Origin of the sequence: Proteiniphilum saccharofermentans (assembly GCF_900095135.1) — a bacterium.
In the GTDB taxonomy this organism is placed as follows: domain Bacteria; phylum Bacteroidota; class Bacteroidia; order Bacteroidales; family Dysgonomonadaceae; genus Proteiniphilum; species Proteiniphilum saccharofermentans.
Map to the genome: position 1 here is coordinate 1,897,635 of NZ_LT605205.1, position 18,640 is coordinate 1,916,274.

The 18,640-nt window shown below is 43.9% G+C and carries 19 protein-coding genes, 1 tRNA gene and 1 pseudogene; 5 read left to right on the plus strand and 16 right to left on the minus strand.

Annotated elements, in window-relative coordinates; translation table 11 throughout:
• Nucleotides 1-110: 110 nt before the first annotated feature.
• The 9 genes from PSM36_RS07355 to PSM36_RS07395 all read right to left on the minus strand — a co-directional run bounded on the left by PSM36_RS07355 (nucleotide 111) and on the right by PSM36_RS07395 (nucleotide 9,377).
• Entirely contained in the window at nucleotides 111-1,169 is a 1,059-nt protein-coding gene (locus tag PSM36_RS07355) for a helix-turn-helix domain-containing protein (protein ID WP_076930302.1), read from the minus strand.
• 254 nt (nucleotides 1,170-1,423) lie between these two features.
• Nucleotides 1,424-2,554, minus strand: coding sequence for an ABC transporter permease (locus PSM36_RS07360; RefSeq protein WP_076932116.1), 1,131 nt, complete (start codon nucleotides 2,552-2,554; stop codon nucleotides 1,424-1,426).
• 76 nt (nucleotides 2,555-2,630) lie between these two features.
• On the minus strand, nucleotides 2,631-3,737 hold the full coding sequence (locus PSM36_RS07365) for an ABC transporter permease (protein ID WP_076930304.1): 1,107 nt from the start codon (nucleotides 3,735-3,737) through the stop codon (nucleotides 2,631-2,633).
• Nucleotides 3,737-4,474, minus strand: coding sequence for an ABC transporter ATP-binding protein (locus PSM36_RS07370; RefSeq protein WP_076930306.1), 738 nt, complete (start codon nucleotides 4,472-4,474; stop codon nucleotides 3,737-3,739). Before PSM36_RS07370 ends, PSM36_RS07365 begins: the two co-directional genes overlap by 1 nt.
• 46 nt (nucleotides 4,475-4,520) lie before the next feature.
• Entirely contained in the window at nucleotides 4,521-5,420 is a 900-nt protein-coding gene (locus PSM36_RS07375; protein ID WP_076930309.1) for an ABC transporter ATP-binding protein, read from the minus strand.
• On the minus strand, nucleotides 5,413-6,330 hold the full coding sequence (locus tag PSM36_RS07380) for an HlyD family secretion protein (RefSeq protein ID WP_076930311.1): 918 nt from the start codon (nucleotides 6,328-6,330) through the stop codon (nucleotides 5,413-5,415). The genes PSM36_RS07375 and PSM36_RS07380 overlap by 8 nt, the downstream gene beginning before the upstream one ends.
• Nucleotides 6,331-6,366: 36 nt before the next feature.
• The gene (locus tag PSM36_RS07385) at nucleotides 6,367-7,650 is read right to left on the minus strand and encodes a TolC family protein (protein ID WP_232001541.1); all 1,284 of its coding nucleotides are present in this window, start codon (nucleotides 7,648-7,650) and stop codon (nucleotides 6,367-6,369) included.
• Nucleotides 7,651-7,784: 134 nt separating this feature from the next.
• The gene (locus PSM36_RS07390; RefSeq protein WP_076932117.1) at nucleotides 7,785-8,369 is read right to left on the minus strand and encodes a TetR/AcrR family transcriptional regulator; all 585 of its coding nucleotides are present in this window, start codon (nucleotides 8,367-8,369) and stop codon (nucleotides 7,785-7,787) included.
• A 465-nt stretch (nucleotides 8,370-8,834) separates the two neighbouring features.
• Nucleotides 8,835-9,377 carry a DUF6448 family protein gene (locus tag PSM36_RS07395; protein ID WP_197684923.1) on the minus strand — a complete coding sequence of 181 codons (543 nt, stop codon included), beginning with the start codon at nucleotides 9,375-9,377 and terminating at the stop codon, nucleotides 8,835-8,837.
• A gap of 238 nt (nucleotides 9,378-9,615) precedes the next feature.
• Between PSM36_RS07395 and PSM36_RS07400 the strand changes: the two genes are divergently transcribed.
• Nucleotides 9,616-10,404, plus strand: a complete 789-nt coding sequence (locus PSM36_RS07400) for a Crp/Fnr family transcriptional regulator (RefSeq protein WP_232001542.1) — start codon at nucleotides 9,616-9,618, stop codon at nucleotides 10,402-10,404.
• A 91-nt stretch (nucleotides 10,405-10,495) separates the two neighbouring features.
• The gene (locus tag PSM36_RS07405) at nucleotides 10,496-11,035 is read left to right on the plus strand and encodes a cupin domain-containing protein (RefSeq protein ID WP_076930317.1); all 540 of its coding nucleotides are present in this window, start codon (nucleotides 10,496-10,498) and stop codon (nucleotides 11,033-11,035) included.
• A gap of 139 nt (nucleotides 11,036-11,174) precedes the next feature.
• Here the strand turns inward: PSM36_RS07405 and PSM36_RS17735 are convergent.
• Nucleotides 11,175-11,339, minus strand: a pseudogene (locus tag PSM36_RS17735) (DNA-3-methyladenine glycosylase I); the annotation flags it as partial.
• Nucleotides 11,260-11,541: a hypothetical protein gene (locus PSM36_RS17330; RefSeq protein WP_076930319.1), complete on the minus strand. Its 282-nt coding sequence runs from the start codon at nucleotides 11,539-11,541 to the stop codon at nucleotides 11,260-11,262. The pseudogene PSM36_RS17735 and the gene PSM36_RS17330, both read right to left, overlap by 80 nt.
• A gap of 288 nt (nucleotides 11,542-11,829) precedes the next feature.
• Between PSM36_RS17330 and PSM36_RS07420 the strand changes: the two genes are divergently transcribed.
• Together PSM36_RS07420 and PSM36_RS07425 are read left to right on the plus strand one after the other, a co-directional pair.
• Nucleotides 11,830-12,066, plus strand: coding sequence for a DUF4160 domain-containing protein (locus tag PSM36_RS07420; RefSeq protein WP_076930320.1), 237 nt, complete (start codon nucleotides 11,830-11,832; stop codon nucleotides 12,064-12,066).
• Between the two features lie 33 nt (nucleotides 12,067-12,099).
• Entirely contained in the window at nucleotides 12,100-12,501 is a 402-nt protein-coding gene (locus tag PSM36_RS07425; RefSeq protein ID WP_076930322.1) for a DUF2442 domain-containing protein, read from the plus strand.
• A 286-nt stretch (nucleotides 12,502-12,787) separates the two neighbouring features.
• Here PSM36_RS07425 and PSM36_RS07430 read toward each other — a convergent pair.
• From PSM36_RS07430 to PSM36_RS07440, 3 genes are all read right to left on the minus strand, one after another.
• Nucleotides 12,788-12,859 (minus strand) — tRNA-Arg (locus PSM36_RS07430).
• Nucleotides 12,860-12,871: 12 nt separating this feature from the next.
• On the minus strand, nucleotides 12,872-13,489 hold the full coding sequence (locus PSM36_RS07435) for a DUF3256 family protein (protein WP_161947557.1): 618 nt from the start codon (nucleotides 13,487-13,489) through the stop codon (nucleotides 12,872-12,874).
• 34 nt (nucleotides 13,490-13,523) lie between these two features.
• Nucleotides 13,524-15,005: an alpha-L-fucosidase gene (locus tag PSM36_RS07440; RefSeq protein ID WP_076930327.1), complete on the minus strand. Its 1,482-nt coding sequence runs from the start codon at nucleotides 15,003-15,005 to the stop codon at nucleotides 13,524-13,526.
• Between the two features lie 269 nt (nucleotides 15,006-15,274).
• On the opposite strand from PSM36_RS07440, the gene PSM36_RS07445 reads away from it, so the two are divergent.
• On the plus strand, nucleotides 15,275-16,378 hold the full coding sequence (locus PSM36_RS07445) for an ISAs1 family transposase (RefSeq protein WP_071136433.1): 1,104 nt from the start codon (nucleotides 15,275-15,277) through the stop codon (nucleotides 16,376-16,378).
• 54 nt (nucleotides 16,379-16,432) lie between these two features.
• On the opposite strand, the gene PSM36_RS07450 is transcribed toward PSM36_RS07445, so the two are convergent.
• Together PSM36_RS07450 and PSM36_RS07455 are read right to left on the minus strand one after the other, a co-directional pair.
• Nucleotides 16,433-16,672, minus strand: a complete 240-nt coding sequence (locus PSM36_RS07450; RefSeq protein WP_076930329.1) for a hypothetical protein — start codon at nucleotides 16,670-16,672, stop codon at nucleotides 16,433-16,435.
• A 168-nt stretch (nucleotides 16,673-16,840) separates the two neighbouring features.
• Nucleotides 16,841-18,487, minus strand: coding sequence for an AMP-binding protein (locus tag PSM36_RS07455; protein ID WP_076930331.1), 1,647 nt, complete (start codon nucleotides 18,485-18,487; stop codon nucleotides 16,841-16,843).
• Between the last annotated feature and the right edge of the window lie 153 nt (nucleotides 18,488-18,640).

Sequence of the window (18,640 nt, forward strand, 5' to 3'; positions counted from 1 at the left end):
CTGTTCTTGTAGTGGGTTGATGTTTGATGAAAGTATTATTATGTTCGAAAAGGTCAGATTATTTTAATTTTCCGGGAATATAATTTGGTGTTTTTCGGAGAATTAAAATACTACTGATGATGGTTTCTATACTCTGAAGGATTACACCGTTTTATTTTGGAAAAAGACCGGCTGAAAGTAGAGAGTGAATTAAAACCACACTCTTCGGCTATTTGTTCGATTGTCTGTTTTCTTTCGTTTACAAGTAGTTCACATGCCATTTCGACGCGGAAAGCATTTACATAATCATAAAATGTAGTATCTAAATGTTTATTCAAATAGTTGGAAAGATATGTCCGGTTTGTACTGATGGCCGATGCGACATCGGTTATGTTTAACTTCGGATTGAGATAGAGTTTATCTTTTTCCATCGCTTGTTTCAAGGTTTCGGCAAACTGGTAAGGACAATCGTTTTCCTCAGATTCTTTGCTTGCTACCTCTTCTTTCCGGAAACGATAGAGTATATCGGGCATTTCTATAACGGCATGTTGCAAGGTGTAAAAATAGATAAAACCCCATACTGCGATAGTTACCAGGTAATAAAGTGCGTCTCCCCACCAATTTTCGTATTGCAGGATAAAAAACCACAAGGCAAGGTATAAAAACAGAATAACAATGGTGGTCCGCACCCATGAAACGCTTAACCCTTTCGTATAAGAAAAGTTTTTCTTCACATAATTGTCGTACCGTGCCGAAGCCATAAAAACCACCAGCAGGGCAATGACGCCGAGTAGAAGGCTGTATGCAGTTACCCAATGGAACAGCGTATCTGAAGGGATAAAAATCAGTAAAAGCGATAGGATAATGGACGGAGTAATCAAAGTAAATGTACGGCGCACTGTTATCCAGCCGGGCGACATTAATTCGAACAGAAACAGCATGGTGAATGGAATAATCCACATATCAAGGCTTAGGAGTATGCGTGTGAGATAATCGGTGTACCATACGCCTTCGATAAGATACACCATATCTTTCATTTCTATAAACGCAAAGAAAATCACCTCATAGAATAAAAACCAGAGCAGCCGGCTCTTGTTTTGCTGCCAATACAAATGGGCGCCGACAAAAATAAAAAACATGAATGCCATCCCATGTGTAAAATGGGCGATATTCTCAGGAAAAGTTTCCATGATAAATTTTTTGACAAAGATATTAATTTTTCTTCCCCTTCCTGTTTTTTTCCTAATTTGTTGTTTTGTTGTCCTATAAAAGTAAAATCGCTATAAATCAATTGATTTACAGCGATCTTTAGTGTATCAGGAAGAAGTAAACTCGAACTCTTTTTTAGAAGATTTAAATTACGTACATCGACCGCCATGCAGGTAAAAGGGACTCATTTCATTTTTATTTAGCTGACAGTTATCAGCAAATAATCACATCAGAATCATCCTCTCTTTTTGTAACTAACTACTGCCCACCCATTCAACATGACCGAAAAGAGTCCCAGCATCAACAGGTTCCCGGAGACATCAGCCAATGTGCTGCCGTTCAGGTAAAGCATGCGGAAGGTCTTTGTCAGGTAGTTAAACGGGTTGATGGATGCAATTGCTTGTGCCCAGCCCGGCATACTTGAGACGGGTGTGAACATACCTCCCAGCAGAATCAGGATCAGGATAAAGAACATCACCAGAAAGCTTGCCTGCTGCATACTTTCGGAATAATTTGAGATGATAATTCCCAGTCCCGATATGGAGAAGATAAAGACAATGGCAGAAAAAAGCACTGCCACGACACTTCCGGCAGGCCAAAGGCCGTATATCAGGTATGCTACCGAGACGGAGATAATCATTACAACCAGGCCGACAACCCAGAAAGGGATCAGTTTGGCCAGAATAAAACCGATCCTGTTTACCGGGGTGACATTGATCTGGTTGATGGTACCGTTCTCTTTCTCCATCACGATGTTCAACGCGGGCAAAATACCGCATATAATGGTAAGCAACAGCACCATGAAACCGGGGATCATAAAACTCTTATAGTCCAACGCGGGGTTAAATTTGTATTGTGGAACAATGTTTATCCGGGGCATCCGCATTATGGCAGCTCTGGATTGTGCGGGTAGTGTGTGCATCAGTTCACCGCGCAGTTCCGACGAAAAATCGTTCACAATCTGCATGATGTAGTTACTGCCCAACAGCCCCTGCGTACCGTTGACCGAATTGACTGCCATACCCACGCCGGATGCCCTGTTCTTTACCAGATCCACGTCGAACGAAGAGGGAATCTCCAGGATCATATCTGTTTCGCCATGCTCCATATTTATCATGGCTGTCCGGTAATCGGGTGGGGTATCGTTCAGGATAAAGTAGTGTGAAGCGGCGATTTTATCCGTCAGCCTTTTGGAGTAGACGCTTTTACTGTGATCCACCACGTCAATTTTGATGTTTTTTATTTCAAAACTTACCGCCCATGGGAAGACCAGCAACATCATGGTGGGAAACAGCACGATCAACCTTGGAATCAGCGGATTCCTGAACATCTGTTTAAACTCCTTTTCTATTAAGAATTTCAAAATCTTCATATCTTTCAACTATCAGCATTTAACTTTGAATTTTGAACCTTTCGCTTTGCACCCTCGAAACGTTCAACAGTTACTCCAATCTTTTCTTGGTGTTCATAATGGTGATTCCCAGTAAAAAAAAGGTCATTCCGATCATCACGAGTACCTCTTTCCAAACCATGATAAAACCCTGTCCTTCAATCATCACTTTTCGCACAGCCGCGATAAACCATCGGGCAGGCACTATGGTAGATAGTGCTTGCAACACCCGGGGCATGCTGTCGACGGGAAAGATCATTCCCGAGAGCATCAGCACGGGAATCATTGCCGTGATAGCCGAAACGATGACCGCGTTGATCTGTTTATCTACTATCGTGGAGACGGTCAGCCCATATGACAATGTCAGCAAAATGTAGATGACAGAGATCAATAAGAGCAACAGCAGACTGCCATTGACAGGCACTTCCAGCACGAAATAACTCAGCAGGAGAATAATAATCAGGTTAATAATGGATATGAACATGTAGGGAATAGTCTTGGCAAAAACCATGGCTCCCTGTTTCAGCGGCGATGCGAGGAGTACTTCCATGGTACCACACTCCTTTTCCCGAATAATGGAAACCGATGTCATGATGGTACAAATAATCATCAGCACCAGTCCCATGATACCGGGTACAAACATGTAGGATGATTTCATGAGGGGATTATAAATCATCCGGTTTTCGGTTTGAATCTGAAAAGGTATCCGCCCAATGCCCATTTGTTCCTGTTGATACCCTGTAATGATCGCGGTAGCGTAGGTTACCGCGATGGATCCCCGGTTGGGATCAGAACTGTTAGAGAGTAACTGGACGGCCGCATCACCCGAGTGAACCAGGTTTTCCTGAAAGTTTTGTTGAAACACCACGGCCAGTTCGAGTTTCCCTTTTCGCATCAATTCCTCCATCTCGTTCATGGAATGCACGTTCCCCAGATAGGTGAAGTAGGCGTTCTGTTGTATACGCTCCGCGATACCGGTCGTGAAAGCATCAGGAGTAGGATCATACACTGCCACACGAATATCCTGTACTTCCATGTTGATGGCGAAGCCAAATAACAGTATCTGTACCACGGGTATCCCCAGTATCACGAGTAACGTTCTGTTATCCCGGATGATATGATAGAACTCTTTATTTACAAACGCGAGAAATTGCTTCATTAGTCCCCCCTTTCTGCTTTACGTGCCAGTTGGCGGAATACTTCATCCATGGAGTCAGCCTTGAATTGATGGCGCAGCGCCGCCGGTGAGTCGAGCGCGTCGATACGCCCGTCCACCATGATGGATACCCGGTTGCAGTATTCCGCTTCGTCCATATAGTGCGTGGTCACAAAAACAGTGATTCCTTGGTCGGCCGCCTCGTAAATCATCTCCCAGAATTGTCTTCGCATGGCCGGATCCACGCCGCCGGTAGGTTCATCCAGAAAGACAATTTTAGGTTCATGAAAGATGGCTACCGAGAAGGCCAGCTTCTGTTTCCACCCGAGCGGGAGGTATTTCACCAGCGTGTTGCGCTCCCGTTCAAAATCCAATCGTTTCAACAGTGTATCCGTCTTTTCTGCAATTATTTTGTCGCTGAGACCGTAAATACCGGCAAACAGGCGGATGTTCTCCCAAACTTTCAAGTCCTCGTACAACGAGAATTTCTGGCTCATGTATCCGATATTCCGTTTGATAGACTCATTCTGTTTAATGATATCGTAGCCTGCCACGGTTCCTTCCCCGGCCGTAGGCATACTAATGCCGCACAGCATCTGCATGGCGGTGGTTTTACCGGCACCATTGGCACCCAAAAACCCGAAAATCTCTCCCTCCGTCACATCAAAAGTGATGTGATCCACGGCTGTGAAATTGCCGAACTTCTTGGTCAAGCCCGACACTTCTATTACTTTGTTCATGATGATATCTTTTTAGTTCGCTTTCACGTTCCACACCGTACCTCCCTCACATTGCCATAAAGCAATCTTCCACGGTGGGTTTGGCGAGTTCTACACGCACATCATGGAACCCTTTATTCGCCAGGAAATACCTCAACGCATCGGGTTGAAAGGATTCATCCACGGTGATATGGTGCTTATCTCCAAAGGCGAAACTGGTCTTGACTTCGGGGTAGCCGCGCAAAGCTGTCAACAGGGCCGACATGCGGGTACCTTCCACCGACCATAATATCTCCCGGTAGTTGTCGATGATCGCCCGGGGTGTGTCGGTAGCGATAAACTCTCCCTCCCGTATTAACGCGATTCGATCGCATCGACTCGCTTCATCCATATAGGCCGTGGAAACCAGAATGATGATTCCCTGTTCTTTCAGCCGTCCCAGCATGTCCCAGAACTCCTTTCGTGAGACGGGATCCACCCCGGTGGTTGGTTCATCCAGAATTAGTATCTCCGGTTTATGGATCAACGCGCAACTCAGTGCCAGCTTTTGTTTCATTCCACCGGAAAGGGCACCGGCACGACGTTTTTTGAATGGTTCTATCTGCTGGTAAATATCCTTGATCAGGTGGTAATTCTCTTCGATGGTGGTATTGAAGAGGGTAGCGAAAAACGTCAGGTTTTCTTCCACGCTCAAATCCTGATAGAGCGAAAACCGCCCCGGCATGTAGCCAATGATCTGCCGTACCTTCCGGTAATCCTTTACCGCATCATACCCGTTCATAATTGCCGTGCCGCTATCGGGCAGGAGGAGCGAAGCCATGATCCGGAAGAGCGACGATTTACCGGCCCCGTCCGGGCCGATCACGCCGAATATCTCCCCCTCATCCACCGTGAAAGAGATACCATTCAGGGCATTGATTTTACCCTGTTTCCCATAACTTTTATACAGTTTATTTACTTCAATCATACCTTGGGAACTTTACTTCACCATACATGCCAATCTTAAGAAAACCATCATTCGGAACGGCAATTTTTAGTGCATACACCAGGTTGGCCCGTTCATTTTTTGTCCGGATGGTTTTGGGGGTAAATTCCGATTTATCGGATATCCAACTTACCCGGCCGTTATACGACCTCATCCCTCCTTCTCCATCGTCTATCCGCACGGTCACTTCATCGTTCAGCCTGATCCGTGCAAGTTGATCATTGGTCACGTAAGCCCTTAAGAACAGGGTACGGATATCGGCAATTTTAAAAAGGGGAGTCCCCATGGTAGCCAGTTCACCAGCCTCCGCGTATCGGTTTAACACCGTGCCGGAGATGGGAGAACTGATCCGTGTTTTCTCCAGTTGGTCGTCCAGTTGAGCCACCTGGATATCGAGGGTCGAGCTCTGTGCAGATATATTCTCACTACTTTTCCGGAGGGTGGACGTTTGTGCCGAGAGTTGGCTCCGGAGCACTTCCATTTGCGACTCGATATCATCCAACTGTTTCCGGTTTCCGGCATTGGCGGCAATCAATCGTTCAACACGGACTTTCTCCCGTTCCAGAGTTTTTATCTGTTCTTGGATAGCCGCAGTCTGCTTCCGGATGTCGGGTTGCTGGGCACGAATCCCCTTCGCATTGGCGAGAAGGCTCATCTTCTGAAGATAGAGCTGGGTACTATCTATCCGGCCTACTACCTGACCCGCTTGTAACTGTTCTCCCTCGTTCACATTCAACTCCAGTACGCGACCGGTTGCTTGTGACGATACGATGACTTCCATGGCTTCAAACGATCCGGTGGCGTCGTAATCCTCGTCGCCATTGCTACAAGAAAGAAGGAACAGGGACGATAATGCCATAATTGTCAGTGACAGGTAACGATTTGTCTTCATACGATTTTTTATTTCTATTCTTTATTTAATTTTCTTTCAGGGTTGATTCGTGGTGTGTTTGAGCGCGTAGACTGCCATAAGGTATTGAATTTCATGTAGCGTTTTGGCTTGCTTGGCTGCTTCTTCGGCATTGATTTCCTTCATCAGGTCGGAGACGGTTAAGGTACCATTCTCTACCTTCACCTCGGCTGCTTCGCGTATCAATGTCTGGTGGCGGATAATCTCGTCGTCGTCCTGCATCGTCTTTTTATACCGTTCAATCTCTGCCTGCTGTTGCGGTATCTGGACGGACAAGTTGTGCAGGAACGTTTCTCTTTGTATGTCCACCGACTGCTTTTGAAGGTCGATTTTCTTTCTATCGTTGCCCAGCGTGTATAAATTCCCAAAGTTCCACGAAAGGCGTATCCCCCCTAAGAAGTAAGGAGAAAAATCATTGTCGAACATGTTGAGTCCAGGTTTCCCGTAGCCACCCTGCGCGAAGACACCCAGTTTCGGCATACTTCTTGCCTTCAACAGCAATTTTTGTGTTTCAACCGCTGCCTCCTGTGCGTTAAACATCTTCAATTCGGGACGATTAATCACGGGAGAAATCAACCCGTCATCGGGAGTCGGTTTCACGAAAACCATGCTTCGGTCGAGTGATTCTCCTGCCAGAACCGACAACATACGAATATACGCTTCAAGCGTTGATTCCAACTGAATACGTTTCTGTCCTGCTTTCAGTTGCTCTACCTTTACCGCGCTCAGATCGGCCTCGTTGGCCACCCCGTTCTGTATATAGGCGAGCACGTTGTGGTAGTTGCGTTGCAATTCATTCTCCAGTATAGCCTGTTGCTGCAGGTTTTCATTCATCAGCAGAATGCCGAAATAGAGGTTATTTACCCGTTCCCGCAAGGCGTAGATTTCCGTCTCCAGTTGCTGCCTCTCTAGTTCCGCGTGAGCTTGCAGGCTCTTTTTACCGGCAGAAATATTGCCCCCGTCCCAGATGAGTTGGTTCAGCTCGGCGATGACACGGTATTGATCCTGATCGGGTACCGGTATTTCGAGGGGCGGCATTCCTTCCGGGAAATCCAGATCAATATGGGGCACATTGGATTGCCATGTAGCCTGCGCGCTCAGGATTCCTTGCGGAAGATACGCTTTGTTGGCATTCACGATGCTGTAGTTCATTGTTTTCTCGATGATGCCGTACCGGGCAATGGCAGGGTAATTGGCTTCCGCTTTCTGCTGTATTTCATCCAGCGTGACGATCTGCCCCACCGCGACCGTACTAAGCATCCAGATCATCCCTGCGAGTAACAAAAATGTTTTTAGTCTCATACTTACAATCATTTATTGCAGTGATTTATTTTTATAACTTTATCTTTTCTCCGGTGACGAATCCGTCCAAATTATGTTCGGCGTTGTCAATTATCAATAACTCGAGCTCGATCAAACGCTAATCAACTCCGTCTTTAGCGAGTTCCCTTCAAAAGTTTTATAAACGTGTGCGTTAAGGATGCAACGTCTTGTTCAATGTCCGATTTAAAGTTTGACATTTTCCATTTGAACATTTGATGCCTGAAAGAGGGGATAATTATTTGTGCGATTTGTTCAGACGCGAGGGAACCCGTGATTATTTGCTGCTCCTGTGCCTCTTTAATAACCGATTGCACTTGCTTCATCAACGTGCCTATCAACAGCATGATTTTCTCACTCACCCGGACACTTTCATCCATTAACCCTTCAGAGAATACCGCGACCACGTAATGAGGATTCTCTTTAAAATAGCATGCTAGTCTGTCAAAGAGGGAGGTGAAATCTTTCTCGAAATCACCGCTTTTAGGGATCTCTCCGATGATTCTTTGCACATTCTCATGCAAGTAACGGAGCAGGGTAAGTATAATTTCCTCCTTATTTTTGAAGTGCCGGTAAATGGCCCCTTCGGAGAAATTCATTTCATTGGCCAGGTTCTTTATGGTCAAGCCGTTTATACCGGAATTCGTGAGTAGTTTTCCGGCTACTTCAATAATCTCAAGTTGCCTTGGTTTAATATCCATCTTTATTAGCATCATTCTTTTATTTAGCGTTTAAAAATTTATCTTCAAGAATCCTCTATTACTCATAGTTTTGCAGCACGTATTTATGTAGTGTTTCAAAACACCGGAGGTAACAAGTAAAGCGAATTAAACAGCCAGTCGTCGGTTAGCGTTAATAACGTTTTCACCATTATCCCGGAATTAGAGAACTTGCTTTTCTTTCTATCATATCTTTACTCTTTTATTATCCTTCCGAATCCTCATTAGGATGAACGAATGAAAATAGTAATATTCAAATCACACTATATGTAAGTAAATATTCACTTACAAATATACGGTTGAATTTGAAAAATGAGATCAAATTTGATTTATTTAACGTGATTTTTTTTAGTTATTAACACCACAAGGTTATTGCTAAGCTACAAAAAACCGATGACTCGTTCACGAGCATCGGTTTTTTCGCGTTGTATTCCAAAGGAATGAAAATTAATGATGGTGGTGCCCCCCAGCTTCTAAGATATCATGTACCGCTTCCACGGCATGTGTATAGTCCACATAAGCAGCCACGTACTGGCGCCCTTCTTCCACGGAACGATCCTTCACTCGGTATAAGGCAGCTGCTTTTTCGTATTTTTCCGTTAATTGCCGGTTCACATGCCTATTAAGTGCTGTTAGCAGCCCGCTAAAATCCCCGGTTTCCAGCGCCTTATCGCTCATCACAGTGATGTGTGCGGTAGTCCCGGCCGGTTTTAGCCCGGTGAAAGTAGCCCCCTCCATCTCGCGGTGCAGACGGATGAATGTTTCATAGAAGTGCGTCTTCACGATTTCATATACCTCGGCATCGCCATTTTTCAGGCTGTATGTTTTGTGAAACAGCGGGACTACCACGGCCTCGTCTTCTGCCAGGATCCATTTCTTAATCAGCTCCACGTTATTTGTCTCCAACGCCTTGGCGGCGTCTATCAAGGCTGGGCCGTCGAATGAATCGCAATGGGCCGATACGGGTTGGATACTCAGGACAGAGACCATCGCGATAAGTGATAAAACAAAGAACGACTTTAGTGATTTTGTTGATAACATGTAATTTCTTGTCTTCATACTTTTTATTTTTAATTGTTCGTGATTTTCCTTTAATTTGTATTGCAAAGCTATCTACCGGCCGCTGCTTATTATGTCACCCAAGCGACATAGCGCTTTTTTTTTGGATAATTTAACGTGTTGGCGATTGCCGGGTTGAAATCAATAAAGAGTAAAAACATCCTCCCCTATGGAAGAGCAAATTCAGACAGCAAAGTATCCTGCCCAGAGTCATTCTCACGACCACCTCTATCATCTTTTGGAGAGACTTAATTTTCCCATGGATAACGTGGATGTAGAGCACCATCATTCCCACCGGCACGATCAGGAGTTATCGTACTGCCCCCTTTTCCGCGGGATGACCCAGCGAGAGCACGACGAGTTCCTGGATAGGAACGTGCGGGAGATACTCACCTACAAGAAAGGGGAGACGGTTGTTCGCCAGGGAGATCCCATCCAGTTCGTGATGCTATTGGTACAAGGCAGCGTACGGACGGAGATGATCACCATGGAAGGGAACGTGTTGGATATCGATATCATGGAGGCGGTCATCCCGTTAACCCCCTCGTTTATCTACGGAGTAAAAAACAACTATCCGGTAGATGTGATCGCGGTGGAGGCCGCCATCTTCCTGAAGATCTCGAAGGAAGCATGGCTGGATGAGATGGCCAACAATAAACAGCTGTTGACCAACTTTCTCACGATGAATGCCGACTTTACCCTTTTCCTTACCAACAAATTGCAGATGATCTCGTTAAAAAGCCTGAGGAAGAAACTGGCTACCTACTTTCTGGAGATGACCACCGCGGAGGACGGTACGCTCACGCTGAAACGTTCGCGTACCGAGTTGGCGGAGTATTTCGGGGTACAGCGCCAGTCGCTTGCCCGATCCCTGAAAGAGATGGAGGAGGACGGGATTATTCAATTGGAAGGGCGTATGGTTAAGATCCTTGACCGGAACCAGCTTATCAGGGAGTGATTAGGTGATTTCCAGGAAAGAGCTCCTCGTAACGTTTTTCTTCGTATATTTGCAAAAACAGCTGAATATCAACCATTAAAAATTAAACTCAATGAAAAAAGAAATTTTACTTACCGCTTTTATTCCGCTTTTATTCTTGGCCGATTGCACGGGAACAACAGATCAAGGGCAGGCAGCGGAAACAACCCCTGAAACAACGGCTCAGGTAGAATTCAAAGATTTCGGGCCGGAGCCATTCGTGTTTGATATCGAGGAGTACACTACCCGGAATGAAACATACCGTACGGCTATCTGGACGGGAAAATATATGCAGATGACCGTGATGAGCATCCCCGCGGGAGGAGATATTGGATTGGAAATGCATCCCGATATCGATCAATTCCTGCGTGTGGAAGCCGGCACGGGAATCATGATGATGGGAGACACGGAGGATAACCTCGACTTTGAAGCCCGGGTGGAGCATGATTTTGCCATATTCATCCCTGCCGGAAAATGGCATAACCTGGTGAACGACTCAGATGAGCCATTAAAGGTTTACTCGATTTATGCCCCGGGAGAGCACCCTCACGGTACCGTTCACCAGACACAAGCCGAAGGCATTGCGGCACACGAAGCCGCTCACGGGCATTAAATAATAATTCGTTTACAATTTCGTCTCCTATAAAGAGCAATGTTTTTTTGAACAACTTCACCCATTTGTCCTTTGTTTTTGGGTGATGGTGATCTAACCATTTCTCAAAGGAACCGTATTCCTTTTGTAGTGCAAGAATTGTTTTTGCATTCTCTATGGCAGCGTTTATTTTCAGCTTGTTTCGGATAATACTTGCATCTGCCAAAAGCCTTTGCCTGTCTGTTTCAGTATATCCTGCAATCTTTTTCAATCTTTTCAATATTCCGCTTATCAGCGAAAAACAAATCACCCGACGGGCTGACATCGAAAGGATTTATTCTATATTCTGCGGGAATACTCATAAATTCATTGATCCAATCCTCACTGACAAACTTTGTGTCAGGGTCATCCGTGACAATCAGATTCACATATTTTCTTCCTCTCTTGACGGCAATCCGTTCTTTTTCTGCCAGTTCGAAATATGTTTTTGTTTCCCTGACTATTTCTCTTGTAGTTATTATCTTCATCTTTTTAATTTTGTATGTCTGTACAAATGTATGTACATTTTGATATAGCCAGTTATTCTCAATTCCATTCCGGTGTGGAATTTAGGTCTGCAAAAATTATGTGTCTTTATGATTAAAGTTGTTTAAATCTTATCTGTCGTTTTCTTTGGCGCCCCACAACAGCTCGAAAATTAAAAAGGTGAGAATAAAATTATAGTAAGAACTAAGGATTTCATGTAAAATGATTCACAAAATATTTGCAGGTTATAATTTTATAACCTATCTTTGTGGTGTGAAAATATAATAGTTATGCCAACGCTTTTAATATTATTCGGATTAAGATTCTATTTCTACACACGTGATCATGAGCCTATTCATATTCACGTAAAGAGTAGTGATGGTGAGGCAAAATTTGAAATTGAAGAGGATCTCCGGTTAGTATACAATAACGGACTGAAACCAAAAGATGTGAAACTTGCCGAAAGTATTCTCGAAGAGAACAAGGAGAATTTTATTAAGGAATGGAAAAGGGTTTTCGGGGAATAATCCCTAGAAATCCGGATTAAAACAAGTATTGCTATGAAAGTTAAAAAATTATGGTTTGACGGTGAAAAAATTTTCATCCTTACTGATGACGGAAGAGAACTGTGGCAATCGCTGTTATGGTACCCGCGGTTGCTGAATGCAAGCCCGGAACAACGGCAGAATTACGAAATAGACAACTCCGGCATACGTTGGGAAGATGTGGACGAAGATATGTCGTTGGACAGCTTTCTCTACGATGATCCGGAACCTGTAGGAGTTGCAAGGATTTTCCGCAAACATCCCGAACTGAATGTGTCGGCGATTGCCCGGCGCTTGGGGATGAAACAAAGCCTTTTAGCTGCTTATATAAGCGGAAATAAAAAGCCTTCAAAAGAACGGGAGAAGGAAATTATAAATGTCGTGAAGCAGGTAGGTCAGGAACTGATTGAGGCCTGACCCAGCGAAAGGAACGTTTCGTTTGCAGTAAATATATACTGATGTAGTTTTCGCCCAAAATGGAAAAAATCTAAATGTACTTATCACGGACATTATAATCCCCAAAATAATGGGTAAATGCGGGATTATCCCGTATATGTTTTATAACATGTTTTGAATTGATAGTGATACGGGAGAATATAGCCCAAAAATGGACATTATGAATAGATGTTGCGCAAATGTCAGGCAAATGAAGAAAAATAAAAAGCCAATTAATTTATAATCAATTAACTGTCTTTTGTGTTAGTACACCCGGCGGGAATCGAACCCACATCGTCGGAACCGGAATCCGATATTCTATCCATTGAACTACGGGTGCAGGATTGCCTTATTATTGCCTGAATACAGCGTTTTCCCATTTAAATGTAACGGTGTCACTTTTCAGAAAAGGCTTTATCTCTGCGATCTGGCCGTCTGTCAAAAGTGCTTTGTAGTTGAATGTCAGCATTAAATCACTACCGCTTTCATTGAACTCTGCCGAGATCGGGTAAATGTGGTGCAAAGATACTGCATATTTATAATTTTTCATCTCTTTTTTGGAAGAATCGAAGAAAATTTCTTTGGTGAGTTCCGGTAGGAAACTATTGTTCTCTATTTTTTTCCATTCCGTTGTATAGAAAGAGATATGACTATCACATGCTTCTGCACAAACGGTCTTGATTATACATACAATCGAAGAATCCTTCGCAACCGGTAGCATTTTTAATTGGGTGGTACCTGCATCTGATGTTTTTATCTTCAGATAATCGCTGCTTTGCTCCAGTTTTTTTATTTCACCCAGTGCGTAAGGAACGGTTGTTTTGCCTGAATCGACCAACAGCATGGTCTTATTGCCTTCCGATACTCCCGGAAGGAGTTCCGACGGCATTGATTTGAACAGGTCTCCTATATTTTGTCCCTCTGCCACTAAAGAAACAGAAAGGAAAAATATCCATATAAAATTTCGCATGATCATTATTATTATAAATATTTTAATTTGATTTTTATTTTGCAGAATGATAAGTATCGGTTCCCTCGCTTAAATGCGGAGCATGATAAGCACCCACCTTGAAAATGTTGGCGATATCACGTGTCTCTGAAATGGTTACCCGTAATTTAGGAACAGAGACATCATCGAACCTGAGCAATCGTTTATAGCCGATGGTAGTGCCCTTTACCAATTCCACCCATTCGTCGTTTAGCCATCCTTCCACGGTGAATTCTTCTACACGTTGTCCTTTTCGGATATCTTCCCGAAGCATCACCGTATTGATTGTTTCCCCCGGTATCACATTGTATTCCCGACTTGCTCCCGCAGGGGCTTTCCATTCTATATTGCCATTTGTGAGTTTTTCGTTTTCAAAAGTCTGAGTGATATAGTCGCCGAATTGCTTGAGTCGCTCGGTGTCTGTCTCGTGTAATCTGCCTCGTTTATCCGGTGGAATATTCAACAGGAGTACCGAGTTCATCCCGACCGACTGGAAATAGATATCCACCAACTGGGGCAATGTTTTTACCGCCTGATCCTCTTCCGGATGATAGAACCAACCCGGCCGAATGGATACATCTACTTCGGAAGGATACCAATAAACTGTTTTTGCTTCGGCGATAAGCCGGCTGCTACCCAAATCTTCCGCAGTAGGAGAGATACCCAACCGTATATTTTCATTAATGATGGCATCATTGATATCCGGCTGCAGAGGAGTGACACTCCATTCAGTCTCTCTGCCCAATCCCTCTTCATTGCCAACCCAACGCACATCGTTACCCATAATTGCTTTTACAGCCTTGGGTTGAAGACTGTCGACCACCTGATAGAAATGTGTCCAGTCGTATCTTTGCACTTTACTGTCATGTTCGTCACCGTGAGTACCGTCGAACCATACTTCGTGGATCTCACCATAGTTTGTAAGCAGTTCAGCCAACTGTTGCGTGAGCAGTGCGTTATATCGTGGAGAATCATCATGACTTTCGGCATTTCTGTCCCAAGGCGACAGATAAATACCGAATTTCATATTGTGACGGTCACATGCTTCCTTCACCTCTTTTACTACATCCCCAAAACCGTTTCTCCAGGGTGAGGAAGCTACCGAGTGACTGGTAGTCCTGGTAGGCCAAAGACAAAAACCGTCGTGATGCTTCGCCGTGAGAATGACCATTTTAAAACCTGCCCCCTGTAATGTATTAACCCATTGTTCAGCATCAAAACCAGTGGGGTTGAACAGTGCCGGATCTTCGGTCCCATCTCCCCATTCTTTCCCGGTAAAGGTATTCATTCCAAAATGAATGAAGGCTGCTAATTCTATCTGCTGCCATTCATACTGGCTTTGTGTGGGAATGACGTATGCCGAGAGTTTGACTTTCTGGTCGGAAGTAAGCAAATCGGGGAAAGCCAGTCTCTTCTCGAAATAGGTGTTGGCTCTCTGGTTACACCCTGAGAGTGATGCGAGAGACACCAACAAAGTGGTAAAAAAGATCTTTCTCATTTGCTGTTGATAAAATTATATTGTAAGAATAAGCCTGATCAGTCAGTGTTCGGATCGCTATCCTTTGGGTCTGTTCCCATATTACAGGGAATAGATAAACAAAGTTACTATTTTTGGTAGAATATCAAACAAAAAGCCACCCTTTTGGGCAGGGTCAACGCATAAAAAAATCAGAAAAGACAGTGTTATCAACAATTTATCCGTCTGGTTGTTAATAACTTGTGTTGTTTTGAGGCAATGTAAATGCGTATCTTTGCCTCAAAAAAGACATGACAAGTCCAGCCACTTCTTTGCACCGGTATTTTGAGTGCATTCCCGACCACCGAATCAACAGGAACAAGAAACACCTGCTATCCGACATCATAATCCTGTCGATACTCGCCGTTATTTGTGGGGCGGAATCGTGGGATTCAATTGAACTTTTCGGCAAGACAAAACTTTCATTCCTGAAAACGTTCCTCAAACTGCCCAACGGTATCCCCTCACACGATACGATTAACAGGGTGTTTTCCAGTTTACGTCCACGTCTTTTTGAAGAAGCTTTCATCAAATGGGTTGATTCTTTAAAGGATGAGCATATCACAAAAGAGGTTATCAGCTTGGACGGCAAGTGTATAAAAGGGTCCAAAGACAGCTTTCATGAAAAGAACCCCATCTACATGGTCAGCGCCTGGGCATCAGAAAACCAATTGGTCCTGGGCCAACTCAAGGTGGATGAGAAAAGCAATGAGATCACGGCCATCCCGTTATTGCTGGACCTGCTTGACATAGAAGGAAGCATTATTACCATAGATGCCATTGGTACCCAAACGAAGATTGCTGAAAAAATCATAGAAAATAAAGCGGATTATATCCTTTCGGTCAAGGGTAACCAGAAAGAGCTTTTGTCCCAGGTGGAGGACAGTTTCAACCGGCATAATCCGGACTCGGTCGATCAGGTGACGGAAAAAGGGCACGGACGGATTGAAACACGTACCTGTGAAATTATCTCGAACCTGGGTTTCATCGACAACAGGGAACACTGGAAAGGACTCAAGACGATTGTCAGGATTACTGCCCACAGGGACACGGGTAAAAAACAGGAGACCGAAACCCGTTTCTACATTAGCAGTGTCATTGACCAAGCAGCAAACTTCAACACTTTTATACGTCAGCACTGGGGCATTGAAAACAAACTCCACTGGACATTGGACATGGTTTTTGACGAAGACCGGCAAAGGAAAAGGGCGAAGAACTCCGCCCAAAACTTTTCCTTCATCAGAAAAATAGCACTCAACCTTCTAAAACAAGACACATCGAAGGGTTCTTTGGTTTCAAAACGTCTCAAGGCCGGGTGGGATGACAACTTTTTGCTACAGTTGTTGAAAATTTAAATGCGTTGACCCTGCCCTTTTGGGGTGGCCGCACTTCAATGTCAACTTTACTCCTTATTGATTTGCAGGAGCAGCGGCTTCTTCAACTACCTGTTCCAGTGTGTCGGCCGCTGCAGCTTCAGCAGCTTCGATGGCGGCCCGGATACTGTCAGCCTGAACCTTGGCAATACTGTCCAATCTGGCTGCTTCAGCAATACTGTCCTGGGTTGCTTTTTCAGCTTTTTGCTGAGCAGTGTTGCAGGAGATAAAACCCAATGTTGCAACGATGGCAACGAACAAAAGTACTTTTTTCATCTTTTAGTAGTTTTAAACGATAAATAATATTGCTTATCAAAAACGATACAAAATTATATCAAAAACATGTTATAGAACATATTTAGGGGAAAAATTATAGTTAAATAACATTAAGTGTTTGTCAATCTTGATGATCTGATATAAGTGAGGCTGGATTTCTTACCTATATCACTCGTAGAGGAAACGTTTGATGGTTTTTTTTGGAGTTTTCTCAAACTCCATATCTACTATTTCTATGGCACTGATCCGCTCATACTGGGCTACTGATTGATTGAGTATTCCCTTATTTTCCTCCATGATCTCTTTGAGCCTCTTTTCCGGGATGTTGTTTTCCTTCATGGCGGGAATATCGGGCCAGACCATCGCGATAAGCTTTGTGTCGCGCATTATCACTAAGCTTTCAGCAATATACGGGAGGTTGTTCAACTGCGATTCAATCTCTTCGGGATAAATATTCTGTCCGTTTGCCGAAAGGAGCATGCTTTTTATCCTTCCTTTAATGAACAGGCGCTTTCCCTTCATGATACCCTGGTCGCCGGTTTTAAGCCAGCCGTCGGCTGTAAAAGCCGCTGCTGTCGCTTCGGGATTTTTGTAATAGCCTTTCATCACATTTTCACCCCTAACCTGGATTTCACCCGGAATATTTTCAGGATCGGGTGAATCGATACGTGCTTCCATGATCTTGTCCAATACTGAACCGCAGGATGTAGGTATGAAGTCGTAATGATGATCGTAAGAAATAAGCGGGGCGCATTCCGTCATGCCATAACCGACAGTGAAAGGGAATTTTATCTTGTAGAAGAAAGCTTCTACTTCAGCATTGAGTGCTGCACCACCGATGATTACCTCCCTGAAGTTTCCTCCCAATGTCTTTGTCAGCGAACTCTTTATTTTATTAAGTATGAGTTTATTGATCCCGGGTACTTTCAAAAGCATTTTGACAGCCGGTTTTTCTATTACCGGCAGGATCCGCTTCTTATATATCTTTTCAAAGACAAGAGGTACCGTGATGATAAGGTGTGGCTTCACCTCGTTCAGTGCAACAATAAGGTTCTGGGGAGTAGGGGAGATGCCCAGCAATGTGGTGTGGACACCTGCGGAAAGTGCATAGAGAAAGTCGAATGCACAACCATATACATGCGCCATCGGTAAAAATGCCAGATTGCGGTCACCGGCAAAAAGCAGATTTAATTTTCCGGCGTAAGTGACGTTCCCTGCAAAATTATTTGCCGTAATCATCACCCCTTTACTGAATCCGGTTGTTCCGGATGTGTAATTAAGGCAAGCTACTTCTTCATTGCTTACGTCTGCATACCGGATATCGTCGCGCGAGAAACCGCCCGCATAGGTGCGATAAAATAGTTCTTCGAGTTTCGCCACCTTTTCGGTTATACTTTCATCATTACTTTTCAGAAGAGAGAAAGAGGATAACTCAAATACCGGTATCTTCAGATTATCCTTGTTGATGGATTTCCAGATAGCCTCACTGACAAAAACCAGTTTTGAATCGGAATGATCGATAATATATTCTATGCTCTCCGGATTGAATTCGTGTAAAATAGGGACAATCACTGCACCGTAAGTGATGGTAGCCATAAAAACAATAGACCAGGAGGAGTGGTTTTTACCGACCAGCGAGATCTTGTCACCCTTTTCAATCTGTAATTCCGAAAACAGAAGGTGAAGTTTGGCTATTTCATGGGCTAGTTGACCATAGGTATATGAATTGCCGCCTTTATAATCAGTCAGTGCAGGCAGATCCCAGTTCTTTTTAAAACTCTCTTCGTATATTTTGATGAAGTTTTGTTCAATCATAATTGCACATTATTGCTAAATATGAGCAAAAGTAATAGCTAAAAATGTATTATCAAAGAAAAAAGGGCTGTAAATTAGGAGTAAAATTGTAATTTTGTCCCTTCATTTATTCACAGTTAATTTATTGTCGTACGAAGAGTTTCTCCAATGAGT

Bases quoted from the DNA above. Each gene is read 5' to 3' on its own strand.
- PSM36_RS07380 (WP_076930311.1), bottom strand. From the start codon at position 6,330: ATGAAGACAAATCGTTACCTGTCACTGACAATTATGGCATTATCGTCC.
- PSM36_RS07405 (WP_076930317.1), top strand. From the start codon at position 10,496: ATGAAAAAAGAAATTTTACTTACCGCTTTTATTCCGCTTTTATTCTTG.
- PSM36_RS07455 (WP_076930331.1), bottom strand. From the start codon at position 18,487: ATGATTGAACAAAACTTCATCAAAATATACGAAGAGAGTTTTAAAAAG.
- PSM36_RS07450 (WP_076930329.1), bottom strand. From the start codon at position 16,672: ATGAAAAAAGTACTTTTGTTCGTTGCCATCGTTGCAACATTGGGTTTT.
- PSM36_RS17330 (WP_076930319.1), bottom strand. From the start codon at position 11,541: ATGAAGATAATAACTACAAGAGAAATAGTCAGGGAAACAAAAACATAT.
- PSM36_RS07400 (WP_232001542.1), top strand. From the start codon at position 9,616: ATGGAAGAGCAAATTCAGACAGCAAAGTATCCTGCCCAGAGTCATTCT.
- PSM36_RS07370 (WP_076930306.1), bottom strand. From the start codon at position 4,474: ATGAACAAAGTAATAGAAGTGTCGGGCTTGACCAAGAAGTTCGGCAAT.
- PSM36_RS07425 (WP_076930322.1), top strand. From the start codon at position 12,100: ATGAAAGTTAAAAAATTATGGTTTGACGGTGAAAAAATTTTCATCCTT.
- PSM36_RS07420 (WP_076930320.1), top strand. From the start codon at position 11,830: ATGCCAACGCTTTTAATATTATTCGGATTAAGATTCTATTTCTACACA.
- PSM36_RS07375 (WP_076930309.1), bottom strand. From the start codon at position 5,420: ATGATTGAAGTAAATAAACTGTATAAAAGTTATGGGAAACAGGGTAAA.
- PSM36_RS07385 (WP_232001541.1), bottom strand. From the start codon at position 7,650: ATGAGACTAAAAACATTTTTGTTACTCGCAGGGATGATCTGGATGCTT.
- PSM36_RS07355 (WP_076930302.1), bottom strand. From the start codon at position 1,169: ATGGAAACTTTTCCTGAGAATATCGCCCATTTTACACATGGGATGGCA.
- PSM36_RS07445 (WP_071136433.1), top strand. From the start codon at position 15,275: ATGACAAGTCCAGCCACTTCTTTGCACCGGTATTTTGAGTGCATTCCC.
- PSM36_RS07395 (WP_197684923.1), bottom strand. From the start codon at position 9,377: ATGGTCTCTGTCCTGAGTATCCAACCCGTATCGGCCCATTGCGATTCA.
- PSM36_RS07435 (WP_161947557.1), bottom strand. From the start codon at position 13,489: ATGCGAAATTTTATATGGATATTTTTCCTTTCTGTTTCTTTAGTGGCA.
- PSM36_RS07390 (WP_076932117.1), bottom strand. From the start codon at position 8,369: ATGGATATTAAACCAAGGCAACTTGAGATTATTGAAGTAGCCGGAAAA.
- PSM36_RS07365 (WP_076930304.1), bottom strand. From the start codon at position 3,737: ATGAAGCAATTTCTCGCGTTTGTAAATAAAGAGTTCTATCATATCATC.
- PSM36_RS07440 (WP_076930327.1), bottom strand. From the start codon at position 15,005: ATGAGAAAGATCTTTTTTACCACTTTGTTGGTGTCTCTCGCATCACTC.